This window comes from Sulfurospirillum cavolei (assembly GCF_001548055.1).
Classification (GTDB): domain Bacteria; phylum Campylobacterota; class Campylobacteria; order Campylobacterales; family Sulfurospirillaceae; genus Sulfurospirillum.
The window spans coordinates 720465-733153 of record NZ_AP014724.1; the positions used below are offsets into that span (position 1 = coordinate 720465).

The 12689-nt window shown below is 42.7% G+C and carries 16 protein-coding genes; 15 read left to right on the top strand and 1 reads right to left on the bottom strand.

Annotated elements, in window-relative coordinates; genetic code table 11:
• Positions 1-9: 9 nt before the first annotated feature.
• The 11 genes from UCH003_RS03700 to UCH003_RS03750 all read left to right on the top strand — a co-directional run bounded on the left by UCH003_RS03700 (position 10) and on the right by UCH003_RS03750 (position 10436).
• Positions 10-1302 (top strand): NCS2 family permease, encoded by a 1293-nt coding sequence (locus UCH003_RS03700; RefSeq protein ID WP_060825480.1) that lies wholly within the window; start codon positions 10-12, stop codon positions 1300-1302.
• Positions 1302-1751, top strand: a complete 450-nt coding sequence (locus UCH003_RS03705) for a phosphoribosyltransferase (protein WP_039674078.1) — start codon at positions 1302-1304, stop codon at positions 1749-1751. The genes UCH003_RS03700 and UCH003_RS03705 overlap by 1 nt, the downstream gene beginning before the upstream one ends.
• Positions 1735-2922, top strand: a complete 1188-nt coding sequence (locus UCH003_RS03710; RefSeq protein ID WP_231964810.1) for an MFS transporter — start codon at positions 1735-1737, stop codon at positions 2920-2922. Before UCH003_RS03705 ends, UCH003_RS03710 begins: the two co-directional genes overlap by 17 nt.
• Positions 2922-3929, top strand: coding sequence for a [citrate (pro-3S)-lyase] ligase (gene citC, locus UCH003_RS03715; RefSeq protein WP_060825481.1), 1008 nt, complete (start codon positions 2922-2924; stop codon positions 3927-3929). Before UCH003_RS03710 ends, citC begins: the two co-directional genes overlap by 1 nt.
• A complete protein-coding gene (citD, locus tag UCH003_RS03720; RefSeq protein WP_060825482.1) occupies positions 3926-4231 on the top strand; it encodes a citrate lyase acyl carrier protein in 306 nt (101 codons plus the stop codon). The genes citC and citD overlap by 4 nt, the downstream gene beginning before the upstream one ends.
• A complete protein-coding gene (locus tag UCH003_RS03725; protein ID WP_060825483.1) occupies positions 4228-5115 on the top strand; it encodes an aldolase/citrate lyase family protein in 888 nt (295 codons plus the stop codon). Before citD ends, UCH003_RS03725 begins: the two co-directional genes overlap by 4 nt.
• The gene (gene citF, locus UCH003_RS03730; RefSeq protein WP_060825484.1) at positions 5112-6611 is read left to right on the top strand and encodes a citrate lyase subunit alpha; all 1500 of its coding nucleotides are present in this window, start codon (positions 5112-5114) and stop codon (positions 6609-6611) included. Before UCH003_RS03725 ends, citF begins: the two co-directional genes overlap by 4 nt.
• A complete protein-coding gene (citG, locus tag UCH003_RS03735) occupies positions 6612-7958 on the top strand; it encodes a triphosphoribosyl-dephospho-CoA synthase CitG (protein WP_060825485.1) in 1347 nt (448 codons plus the stop codon). It begins immediately after the preceding gene.
• A 251-nt stretch (positions 7959-8209) separates the two neighbouring features.
• Positions 8210-9325 (top strand): tyrosine-type recombinase/integrase, encoded by a 1116-nt coding sequence (locus UCH003_RS03740; protein ID WP_060825486.1) that lies wholly within the window; start codon positions 8210-8212, stop codon positions 9323-9325.
• Positions 9326-9335: 10 nt separating this feature from the next.
• A complete protein-coding gene (locus UCH003_RS03745) occupies positions 9336-9992 on the top strand; it encodes a hypothetical protein (RefSeq protein WP_144440978.1) in 657 nt (218 codons plus the stop codon).
• Between the two features lie 111 nt (positions 9993-10103).
• Entirely contained in the window at positions 10104-10436 is a 333-nt protein-coding gene (locus UCH003_RS03750) for a helix-turn-helix transcriptional regulator (RefSeq protein ID WP_060825488.1), read from the top strand.
• A gap of 26 nt (positions 10437-10462) precedes the next feature.
• Here UCH003_RS03750 and UCH003_RS03755 read toward each other — a convergent pair whose 3' ends face one another.
• Complete coding sequence (locus UCH003_RS03755) at positions 10463-10702, bottom strand: helix-turn-helix domain-containing protein (RefSeq protein WP_231964827.1); 240 nt, start codon at positions 10700-10702, stop codon at positions 10463-10465.
• A 144-nt stretch (positions 10703-10846) separates the two neighbouring features.
• On the opposite strand from UCH003_RS03755, the gene UCH003_RS03760 reads away from it, so the two are divergent.
• The 4 genes from UCH003_RS03760 (at position 10847) to UCH003_RS13895 (ending at position 12550) form a co-directional block, all read left to right on the top strand.
• On the top strand, positions 10847-11089 hold the full coding sequence (locus UCH003_RS03760; RefSeq protein WP_060825489.1) for a hypothetical protein: 243 nt from the start codon (positions 10847-10849) through the stop codon (positions 11087-11089).
• 21 nt (positions 11090-11110) lie between these two features.
• Positions 11111-11422: a hypothetical protein gene (locus UCH003_RS03765; protein ID WP_060825490.1), complete on the top strand. Its 312-nt coding sequence runs from the start codon at positions 11111-11113 to the stop codon at positions 11420-11422.
• On the top strand, positions 11422-12348 hold the full coding sequence (locus UCH003_RS03770; RefSeq protein ID WP_060825491.1) for a hypothetical protein: 927 nt from the start codon (positions 11422-11424) through the stop codon (positions 12346-12348). The genes UCH003_RS03765 and UCH003_RS03770 overlap by 1 nt, the downstream gene beginning before the upstream one ends.
• A 79-nt stretch (positions 12349-12427) precedes the next feature.
• Complete coding sequence (locus UCH003_RS13895) at positions 12428-12550, top strand: hypothetical protein (RefSeq protein ID WP_280937456.1); 123 nt, start codon at positions 12428-12430, stop codon at positions 12548-12550.
• The last annotated feature ends 139 nt before the right edge of the window (positions 12551-12689 follow it).

Genomic DNA, 12689 nt, shown 5'->3' on the forward strand with positions numbered 1-12689 from the left:
GGATTGACTTTGAGCGACTTTTTCAAACTTGAAAAAAACGGTACGACGGTTAAAACCGAAGTAACGGCGGGTTTTACGACCTTTTTAACGATGATGTACATCGTGCCGGTCAACGCGATTATTATGAGCAAAACGGGTATGCCTATGGACGCTCTGATTACCGCGACGGCATTGATTACGATCTTCTCGAGTATCCTTAACGGACTTTGGGCCAATACGCCGATTGCGATGAGCGTGGGTATGGGACTTAACGCGTATTTTACGTTCGGTTTGGTTTTAGGAATGAAAGTACCGTGGCAAACGGCATTAGGCGTCGTATTTCTTTCGGGCGTTTTATTTCTCGTGCTTTCGTTGACGCCGCTACGCGTTTGGATCATGAAAAGCGTACCGCACGATTTAAGGCGTGCCATTAGTGCCGGTATCGGCTCTTTCATCGCGTTTATCGGGCTTAAAAGTATGGGCATGGTTGTTGCTAATCCTGCCGTGCTTGTGGGTGTCGGCAATTTTAAAAATCCAAACGTGCTCTTAGGCGTCGTAGGATTGGTTTTGGTCGTCGCGTTTTATACGTGGAAACTCAAAGGTGCGTTTATTTTGGCGGTCGTCTCGACGGCGATTATCGCGTGGGTGTTAGGCATTGCCGCGTATCCGAGCGAATTCTTTTCGCTTCCCGCATCGGTCAGTCCGATCGCTTTACAATTGGACGTTAAAAGTGCGTTGACGCTTTCGTTGTTTCCCGTCATTATTACCTTTTTGATTACCGATTTGTTCGACTCGTTAGGAACGCTTGCGGGGGTCGGCTTTCGTGCGGGTCTGTTTAAAGACGACGGAAAAGAGCTTCAAAAAACGCTTGAAATCGATGCGCTTGCGAGTACGGCATGTGCGGTGGTAGGCGTTTCGACGACGACGGCGTTTATCGAAAGTGCCGCGGGCGTGGAAGAGGGCGGTCGCACCGGTTTAACGGCCGTGGTTACGGGACTGTGTTTCATTTTGACGCTTTTCATGATGCCGCTTTTTAAAGCGATTCCCGAAAATGCGATTTATCCCGTTTTGGTGATGGTCGGCGTTTTGATGTTCGGTGAATTGTCGCATATCAATTTTAAAGACACGGCGATTGCGGTTTCGACCTTTTTGATCGTCATTATGATGCCTTTAACGTTTTCGATTACGAACGGATTGGCGTTTGGTTTAATTGCGTATGTTTTTATTAAATTACTCAAAAAAGAGTTTAAAGAGATTAATTTCGGTATCATCTTTCTAACCTTGGTGAGTTTAACCGTATTTATCGTACAAGAGGGGCATTAATGCGTTATTACAGTTATGAAGAGTTCAAAGTCGATGTCAATCATCTCGCCAAAGAGATCAAACCCTACGCGCCCGACGTGATTTTAGCCGTGGCGCGCGGCGGTATGACCTTAGGACATTTTTTATCGGAAGCCTTGGAAATGCGTTCACTGTATTCGATCAATTCGATTCACTATGAAGAGACGCGCAAGCTTGATACGATTCAAATCTTTAATATTCCCGATCTTTCGCGTGCCAAGCGGGTCGTTTTAGTGGACGACATTATCGACAGCGGCGAGACGATGATCGAGATTAAGCGCGTGTTGAATGCAAAATATCCGGATGTGGACTTGAAAGTGGCGGCGGTTTTCTACAAAGAAAAAGCTCTGCTTCGTCCTGATTTTGCCGCCAGAGAAGCGACCGAATGGATCGAGTTTTTCTGGGATTTCCAAATTGACCAATACAAATAACAAAGGGAGTTTCGGCTCCTTTTTTATGTTTTTGACGCGTTACCAACTTCTTATTATTTATACATGTACGATTTTAACGCTTTGCACCCTTTATGCGGTGCAGCCCATTCAACCCCTTTTTGAAAAAGAGTTTGCCTTAAGCCGTTTTGAGGCGGTTATTTTTACGACCGTCATTATGCTCCCCTTAGGTTTTGCGCCGATTGTGTACGGGTATGTTTTAGAAACGCTCTCCTCCAAACTTTTTTTGAGAAATGCCGTTTTGATTTTGGGCGTGTTGGAACTTTTATTTGCCTACAGCGATACGTACGCGGCGTTACTCGGCATTCGAGCGCTTCAAGGCGTTTTGATTCCCGCCGTTTTAACCTCTTTGATGAGTTATATCAGTTTTATTACGCCCAAAGAGAGGGTTCAGCAAGCCATCGGTTACTACATCGCGGCGACGATTTTGGGAGGGTTTATCGGGCGATTACTCTCCGGAACGCTGAGCGATCTTTTCGGGTGGCGACTCTTTTTTATTCTTTTGGGCATTGCATTAATTGCGATGTACGGGTGCTTGCATTATGTCGGCGAAGAGGTGAAGGTTGATTTCGTGAAGCCGAAACTCTCTCAAATCGTCGATGTTTTGAAGCAAAAAAGTTTTTTGAATATTTATACGATGATGTTTTTTATCTTTTTCGTCTTTCAAGCACTGTTGAATTTTATTCCGTTTCAGCTCAAACAACTCAGCTCGGCGATGGGATACGGAAAAGTCGGGATGATGTATGCGGGGTATATCATCGGTTTTATCGTGTCGATTCGGATTTTATGGCTGATCAAACGCTTAGGCGGCGAGACGAAAACCATTATGATCGGCATCGTGATCTTCGCTCTCGGGCTTCAAATCTTTCATATCGGCGATTATACCGTGATGTTTGCGGGGATGTTCGTCTTTTGCGCGGGATTTTTCATTATCCATTCGGTCGCTTCGGGGCTCATCAGCAAATTGGCGCATGAAAAACGGGCGATTTCCAACGGACTCTATCTCTCTTTTTACTATGCGGGAGGTACGATCGGGACGTTCGCGCCGGGTGTTTTTTACGCGTATTTAGGATGGCACGCGTTTATCGGCTTGTTGACGTGCATCGCGTTTGCGACGCTTTGGTTTGCCTACGCGCTTCAAAAAGGAGTCTAATGGTTTTCTCTGAAGTGCCCCAAACAAGCAAGGTTCGAAGGCAGAAAATCAGAGAATTTTTACAAAGCGTTTCGTTGGAAATGTCCGAAGACGTCGAAACGTTCGTCGTCGCTAAAGAAGAAGATCGCATCGTCGCATGCGGCGGATTGAGCGGCAAAGTGTTGAAAAATATCGCCATCGACGAAAGCATTCGCGGCGAAGGCGCGGCTTTAAGCTTGATGAGCGAACTCTTAAAAGTCGCCTACCGTGAAGGGCGTTTTGAGCTCTTTTTATTTACCAAACCCCACTATCAAGAGGTCTTCGAATCGTGCGGATTTAAATACATCGAACAAGCGCACGGCGAAGTCATTTTGATGGAAAACAGCTATGCGATCGAAGCGTATAAAAAACGTCTACGAAAACTGCGTCATTCGGGCGATACGGTCGGATGCATCGTGATGAACGCCAATCCCTTTACGTTGGGGCATCGTTATTTGGTGCAAGAGGCGTGTGCGCGATCGGATTGGGTGCATCTGTTTGTGGTTAAAGAAGACGCTTCGTTCTTTCGTTTTGCGGATCGCTACCGTATGATTGAAGAAGGCGTGCGCAATTTTTCGAACCTCACGTTGCACGAGGGTTCGGATTATATGATCTCTAAAGCGACGTTCCCGACGTACTTTATTAAAGACAAGGGGCGAATCGATTCGCTTTATACCGAACTGGATTTGGCGATTTTTCGGCATCATTTAGCCCCTCCTTTAGGCATTACGCATCGTTTTGTGGGAGAAGAGCCTTTATGTGTCGTCACAAACGAGTATAATACGCAAATGAAACGACGGCTTGCCGAAGCGAGCGAGTATCCGCCTATCGAGCTTGTGGAGCTTAAGCGTATCGCCGAGTCGGGTGAGCCGATTTCGGCTTCGAGAGTCCGAGGTGCGATGAAAGAGAATCGTTGGGACGAGATAGCCCGTCTCGTACCGCAAAGTACCTATCGATTGCTTGCGGCGATGAAAGAGGAAGTAGAATGAATACCTTACATGTACATTTACAACCCGCACATGCGGGAACGTTAGAATCGAGCGATGCGTTCGTGCGCGTGATGCCGAACGATCAAGCGGGAGTCGAAATCGTTTTGGAGAGTAGCGTTGCCGAAATCTACGGCGATGCGATCGAGGCTTTAGTGCTTCAGACGGTACTTTCCATGAACGTCGATCGCGTGAAAGTGACGGTTCAGGATAAAGGGGCTTTGGATTTTGTGATCAAAGCGCGCGTGCAAACGGCACTTTTGCGTGCATTGGGCGTGAATGAGCCCGATTGGAGTACGTTATGAAACAAAAACTTCGACGTAGCATGCTTTTTGTACCCGGATCTAACACCGGTATGGTCTGCAACGCGTTTATTTATCAACCCGACACCGTTATGTTCGACTTGGAAGACTCGGTGGCACTGAGCGAAAAAGATTCGGCACGCATGATGGTCTTTCACGCTTTACAGCATTTTACCTACCAAAATATCGAAACCGCGGTGAGGGTCAATCCGCTGAGTTCACCTTTCGGGTTACAGGATTTAGAAGCGGTGATTCGTGCGGGGGCGGATATTATTCGTCTTCCAAAAACCGATACGATGGACGACGTTTTGGAGATGGAACAAGAGATCGCGCATATCGAAAACCGCATCGGACGTGAGAAAAAGACGTTGCTTCTTGCGGCGATCGAGAGTGCCTTAGGCGTCGTGAATGCCGTCGATATCGCGCGTTGCTCCAAACGGATGATGGGCATTGCCTTGGGCGCGGAAGATTTCGTACGCGACCTTCGCACCCAACGGACCAAGGAAGGAACCGAACTGAGTGCGGCGCGCAATCAGATTTTACTGGCGGCGCGTGCGGCAAAAATCGGCGCGTTCGACTCGGTCTTTTCGGACGTCAAAGACAAAGAGGGGTTTGTACACGAAGCGCAGTACGTTAAAGGGCTTGGATTTGACGGAAAATCGCTCATCAATCCCAATCAGATTCCATGGCTTCATAAAGTGTTCGAACCTTCCAAAAAAGAGGTCGATTGGGCGATAGAGGTTTGCGAAGCGGCGAAAGACGCCAAAGAAAAAGGGTTCGGCGTCGTCTCCTTGGACGGTAAAATGGTCGATGCTCCGGTTGTCTTACGCGCGGAATGGATTTTGGATTTGGCGCGTGCGTCGGGCGTGTTAGGAGAAGAACAATGAAAGATATCGAAAAATACGTTAACCCTAAAGCTTTAACGCCGAGCAATGCTCCTTTCTTTCGCTACGAAGAGAAGCGTAAAGGCGAAGAGCGACGTGCGAAGCTGTGTTTGAGTATTGAAGAGGCGATTTACCGCTCCGGATTGAAAGACGGCATGACGATTTCGTTTCATCATGCGTTTCGGGGCGGCGACTTGCTTTTAAATAACGTGATGAACGTTATCGCCAAAATGGGATTTAAAAATTTGACCTTGGCGTCGAGCTCTTTGGCTTCCGTTCACGATCCGCTGATCGAGCACATTCAAAACGGCGTCGTAACGCAAATTTATACGTCGGGACTTCGTTCAAAGCTGGGTGAAGCGATTTCAAAAGGGTTGATGCAAAAACCGGTACAGATTCACTCGCACGGCGGGCGCGTGCATCTGCTTCAATCGGGCGAACTTCACATCGACGTTGCCTTTTTAGGCGTTCCAATCAGCGACGAGTTCGGCAATGCCAACGGCTATTCGGGACGTTCCAAATGCGGCTCTTTGGGATACGCGATGATGGACGCGCACTATGCCGATTACGTCGTCGTCTTGAGTGAATCGCTGGAAGCATACCCGAACGTTCCGGCAAGTTTGCATCAAGACCAAGTCGATGCGATCGTCGTGGTCGACGAGGTGGGCGATCCTTCTAAAATCGGCGCGGGAGAGACGCGGATGACGACCAATCCCAAAGAGCTTTTGCTCGCAAGCCATACGGCAAAAGTAATCGAGCATTCGGGATTGTTTCAAGAGGGATTTAGTATCCAAACCGGAACGGGTGGAGCTTCTTTGGCAACGACCGTCTTTTTGAGCGAACGTATGGAAGAAAAGGGCATTAAGGCCAGTTTCGGGCTTGGTGGAATCACGGGAACGATGGTGTATATGCTCAAACGAGGCTTAATCAAAAACCTATTGGACGTGCAAAGTTTCGACGAATTTGCCGCCAAATCGCTTGGAGAAAATAAAAACCATATCGAAATCAGTGCCAACGAATACGCCAATCCAAGCTCTAAAGGTGCATCCATTAAACAACTCGACATCGTCGTTTTGAGTGCGCTTGAAGTAGACGTGGCGTTTAACGTCAACGTTATTACCGGTTCAAAGGGTCTTTTGAGGGGAGCTTCGGGCGGACATAGCGACACGGCGGCGGAAGCAAAGCTCTCCATCATCGTTGCTCCTTTGACGCGCGGGCGCATTCCGACCGTGACCAAGCGTGTCAATACCGTCGTCACGCCCGGAGAGAGCGTAGACGTGCTCGTCACCGACCAAGGTATCGCGGTCAATCCTAAAAACCGTGAATTGAAAGAGCGACTCCAAAAAGCAGGCTTACATGTCGTCGATATTCATACCCTGTATGAGCGCGCGATTGCGCTTTGCGGGGAACCTGCACAGATCGCGTACACCGACAAAATCGTTGCGGTCATTCGCTACCGCGACGGCTCGATCATCGACGTGGTGCGACAACTTGCCTAAATGATTGATACGCATGCGACGCTAGAGAGTATTTTAAACGCCAAAGAGAAGCGCGCGCAAAGGCAACAAGAGCTTTTGGCGCACTTTGGCGAGGTATCGCTCATCTGCTTAAGCCTCACGATTCCCGGTTCGCTCAAACTTTCCCATTCCTCCGTCGTGATCTTTGACATTGCCCTTCGCGAAATTCGCCTCCTTTTAGAGCGTGAAGCACTGACGCTTTTAGCTTTTGAATCCACCTTAGCCATCAGCGGTGCGGAAGCTATCTTTACATGTCAGGCTCGTTCTGAAGAATTGAAAAGGCTGACATGTCAGATCGAAGAAGAGCATCCGTTGGGGCGTTTTATGGACATCGACGTGCTCGACGCACAAGGAAAAATTCTCTCGCGCGAAGCATTTGGATACCCCAAAAGACGCTGTTTGATATGCGATAACGAAGCCAAAATCTGTGCAAGAGCGCACGTCCATTCGTACGAAGAACTGCATCGTCATATCGACGCATCGGTGCAAAAGCACGCATGGAAACAGAGCATAGCCCTGTGGTGCAAACGTGCGATGAAAAGGGAAGTCGAGCTTACCCCAAAACCCGGACTGGTCGATCAAGCAAATTCCGGTGCGCATTGCGATATGGATATTTCGACGTTTTACGCAAGCATCGAAGCGATCGTTCCTTGGACGCAACGTTTTCTCGAAGAGGCTTACATGTACGCAAACGAAGAACCTCAAGCAGCATTTTCGCGTTTGCGACGCATTGGAATTGCGTGCGAAAACGCGATGTTTGAAGCGACCCGAGGCGTCAATACGCACAAAGGCATGATCTTTTGTTTAGCCCTTTTGTGCGGAGCGATCGGGCGGCTAAAAGCTCGAAACGAAAGTTTGACATGTCAGGCGTTGCAAACGGAGATTCACGTTTTGTGCGCGCATGTCGTCGAAGAAGATTTGATGCGGCATACACCCAACAGTGCGGGAATGCGTTTTTTCAAAGAGACGGGCAGTTTGGGCATTCGAGGGGTGGCGCAAAGCGGTTTTGCACTCGTTTTTGAAACGTCGCTCCCGTTTTTTCGCGAATGCTATGATCGTTTCGGCGAAGAGAATGCCCTCAAACAAACGCTTCTTTTGCTGATGGGCACGGTCGATGACAGCACACTCTGGTCGCGCGGCGGTTTGGAAGGCTTGGCATTTACGAAAAACGAAGCGCAAAAAATCTTACATGTAGGTCTAAAACACCAAGATTTGGACGACGCGCTCAAACGTTTCGATCAAACCATGATCGCCAAAAATCTCTCCCCCGGAGGCAGCGCGGATTTGCTGGCGCTTACGTGGCTACTCTCCCGAATTGTCGAATCTTAAGCAAAAGCGTGTTATGATAGTTAAAACTTGCTTATGGAACTACTTATGGTGTTAATGATCGATAAGAATAGTTACGGTTTGTAGCAGGGCTATTCGTCACTATTTTTCACTATTCATCAGTATTCGTCACCTCTTCAAAAACCCCTTGAAATAACCATTAATCCCCATTATACTTTTCTCAGATAGATAACCGGTTTCTATCAACATTTATCATTACTCTTCTTTTTAGGGTAGAAATGGGGTAGAAAATTATGGCTCGTATTAAATCGAAGTCAAATGTAGGCGTATATAAAGAGGTGCTGGTTAGCGGCGATATATCTTACTACTACACGTATAAAGATACTGATGGCAAAAAATGCTGGGTTAAAATAGGTCTTAAATCAAACGGCTATTCAGAAAGAGATGCCGTTGTGCAGCGACGCAAAACTATGACAGAATTGGAAAATGCACAAGAACCCATTTATGTCAAAAAAAACAAACGTCAAAAAGTTGTAACATTAAATCAACTGGCACATTATTATTTTGATGAAAAGAGGGAAATAAAAAATCATCGTGATGCGTATTTAAAATATACAAATCAAATTGCTCCTATTCTTGGATTTGACAATATACAGACTCTTAAGTCTGAGAAAATTCAAAAATTCAAACAAATTCTTTTGGAAAGAGGGTATAAACCAGCATCCGTTAATTATTACTTGGCATTGCTCAAAGCCATCATTAATTATGGAATTTATACGGATCGCATCACTATCATCAATCCATGTTGTAAGGTTAGACTTCTAGCAATTAACAATCAGCGTAAAAGAATCTTGACCGAAGAAGAAATCGAGTCACTATTAAAGCGATTATCTCATCAGACTAAAGCATATTTATTTGTTTTAATTGCTATTTTTACAGGGGCAAGACCAAAAGCTATTTTGAATTTGCAATGTAAAAATATTGATTTCTCTTTCAACACAATCACCTTTATTGCAATGAAAAAAAGACCTCCATATTCTGTAGTTCTTCATCAAAGATTGGCAATTGCCCTACACAAATGGTGCAAAGACTTACGGCCTGAAGAATTTATTTTCTTTCGAGAAAATCCGTCTTTAAATAAAAGCGTTCATCTGTCATATTTAGGGATAAAAAAGTTTATTCAACCTAGTATGGACATACTCTTTAATAAAGGGCTACCTGCAAATGATAGGATTAATAAGGTGACGCTGTATACGCTAAGACACTCATTTGGGTCTTTATTGTCCAAGCGTGGAGCAAATGCTTTTGTGATTAAAGAATTAATGAATCACTCAAAAATTGACATGACAGATCGCTATGTCAAAGTTTCGAGCCAAGAAACAAAAAAATATATTGACGCAATTTTATAGGAGAATGATGATGTCAAGAAAAAAAAGTATATTAGATTGTTCACTTTTAGATATGCACAAATACTCAAAAACGGCATTTCAACACTTGTATGACAAATTAACAGATAATAAATTTAAACGAGCCTATGTTGATAAAAATCACCCTATAAATGCTGTGACTGGAGTTTTATGGGATATTACACAAGGAAATGAAGAAATAGTCAAAATTATTTCTGAAATGGATAAAATTGACAATATTCGAGCAGAAAGCAGTATCTCAAAGCTCGAAAAAATAACTGATACTTGGATAAAAAAGGCTTATCGAAAACACTTTAGTGAAGGAACACAAATTAGCCAAACTATTTATTTGCGTTTCATAAATACAATTATGAACCATAATAATGAAGAAGGTGCTATGAATTTGCGATTTGCTGCAAAAAATCTTTTTGATAAAATTTATGGAACATACCGAGCAAGGCAGCATTCTATTGGCAAGTCTAACAAATTCAATGAGTTAATAGAACGTTACCCAAAACTTAATATTGACAAAGCATATCGCTATGCAATTATGACTGGTAAGTTTAATATTAACTCCGATGATATAGAAGAATTTGAATATATCTTAAAATTTGCTCTTTCGAGCAAAGAGAATTCAAATAAAAGGAAGTATATCATTAAAAAATGTTGATGAAAGAAGAGAGGGGAAATTCATCATTCCCCTCCTTGACAGAGTTACAAAAGATTTGGGTGATCTTTTGATGTGAGATTTTATTTTATAACTTCAATGAAGGATTGTCAAATGAATGTAGGTCTTGAAAATCTTGAACTCCTACCTCAGATTTTAGAAAAACTCACCTTGTTGGAAAAAAACTTGGAGAATTTTCATTCAAAACGATGGATGAATGTTAAAGAATTGAGCCATTATCTAGGATATTCGGAAGATCATATTTATAAACTCAAAGAAGATATTTTTTGTGAAGGCATCCATTTTTACAAAAGAGGTAAACTCTTTTTTGATCGAATCGAAATTGATAAATGGGTTATTAACGGTAGCAATAATGATCAAAATGCACTTGCTAAAAAGCGGATGAATGAAATTTTGGATTCAGTTATCGGAAAAACAAAGCGATAATTTTTATAAGTAGAGAGGAAAAAAGATTATTTCGTAGTTTCTTTAATTTGCGGAATCAAATCCCTCACCTCTAGCCCAAACTCGAAAGCTATTTTGTAGAGGTGTTCAAGGTTATAACTGACATCGTGTTTGCGAGTTTCAATTTTTGCGACATAGTTTGGTGATTTATGACCAAGAATTTGTGCTAAAGCTAATTGACTAATCCCACGTTTTATTCTTTCATTTTTGACATTTTCAACAATCTGATCCATAAAACGCTCAATCATTTTTTCCACAATCAATCACCTTTGTTAAACACCTATAAGTTGTTGAAATAGTAGTGATTAACGAGGTTTACAACAAACACTTATAAGTGTTTAATAAGCCTTTTTTCGGTATTCTTTAACTACAAATAGTGACAAGGGTTGATGATGAAAAAGATGGTTTTAGTGTTGTTAATCTTAGTAGGGTTTTTAGATGCGGCAGAAGTGGCAAAGAGTGTTACAACATGCTCCTTTAGCCGAAAACAATTAGCAGCTTTTGCGGATATCCCAATGGTGTGTTCAGGAGATTATAAAAACAATGCCTCAACGCAAGAGCTCTATGCTAAAGGTTGGAGACTTGTTAATTCTTACACCCATGGTGGCGAAACGTATCTTGTATTTGAAAAATAGTAGATTATAAAGGAGTCTATGATGTTGTCGATGATTGTTGATTATCTTTTTTTACTGATTGCTAAAATCTTAATTGTTGCCTTTTTTATTGGACTTGGAGCATTAGCTGTTTTTCTAGTTTATTGGGGATTTATTGATTATGCGACAGCTATTAGAAAAATACAATCTATCTTGATGGGTGATGTGATGATGTTTTTTTCTCTTCTTTTACTTGTTGGATGTATGTTTCATACTCCTGATACAAAGAGTATTTCATCAAGAAAAAAGTTCAATACCAATAAATACCTCGATAGAGTCTTTTTTGAACATGATACAGGCAATAGGATGTTCTAATGAAACAGACACTTTTTCTTGTATCAAGCATTCTTGCACTCTCCTTTTTTAACGGTTGTGCCACAACCTCACAGCCAAGTACTGCATTACAACAAGCAACTTCATTAAAAGAGTATATTGCTTTTAAACGAGGCTCTGAAACACTTAGTTATGCGGTTGTTGCAGAAAAAGAAAATCAAACCCTTATTGAATACCGCACGTATGATGAAGCAATGAATGTTGCAGATGCTAGAGCGATGATGGATGTCCTAGATGATGCCAAAGGGTATTGTGAACTTATTGGTGGTCTTAGTATCTATGGTGATCAAGCTATAAAAGAAATCAATACTCATCCAACAGCACTTAGTCTTGATTATGTGAACTATAAAAGCACGATGCAAAAACAAGGCTTAGGTAAATTTGAAGGATTTTATCAATGTCACTCCTCTAAAGACGGCTTTGCAATAACGTTTATGAAAGATCATGTCGAAGTACGTCAAAGTGCTATTTTGGGAAATCAACGTGATTTAAAAGAGACCTATTCACGCTTTTACATGATTCAACACGATCACTTGCAAAGCCTTGGAGTAAAAACATGGCTAAAAAGCACAAAATACGCCCAATTTTTAACGAACTACACTTCGTTCGAGGAAATACTCGGATTGGAGAAAAATAGCTCTATTTTGCCTTGGAGATACGAACGTATCCTTGGAGCCCATAAATATTGCACCTATTACGGTGGAAAATTTTATGTTTCCAATGCTTTCACGCAATCTCAACCAATGAGCATAGATGATTATCTCTTCACTCGTATTAATGCAATGAGCTCAACGACCATCAATATTTTCATGAATCAAGATACGTTCATTTGTAAAAATAAAGATGCAAAAAAAGCTTTTCGTTTGATACACAGTGATAAACAATTAGAATTTAAACAAGGGGAATAATTTTTCCCTTGTGTGTTTTAGAACAATTTGTTCTATAATTTTAAATGCATAAAACAAAAAAAACTATGAAAGGATAACTATGACACTTTTTAATATCATCATCGGCACATTAGCATTTATCACAGCAGCTTTGGCAATCGCGAAGCTTAGATATGAACTTGGTTATTCAAAATACAGTCCATACTACAAAGAAAAAGCATAAATCAAAAGAGGCATAAAAACCTCTGCTTTTAGATCCTCAAAAAAACATATCCAAAAATTTTATTCGGACACTATTCACTAGTCGTTCATAATATGGGCATTTTATTCGAAAAAGCATCCTTTTTCAATCTTGCTTCACT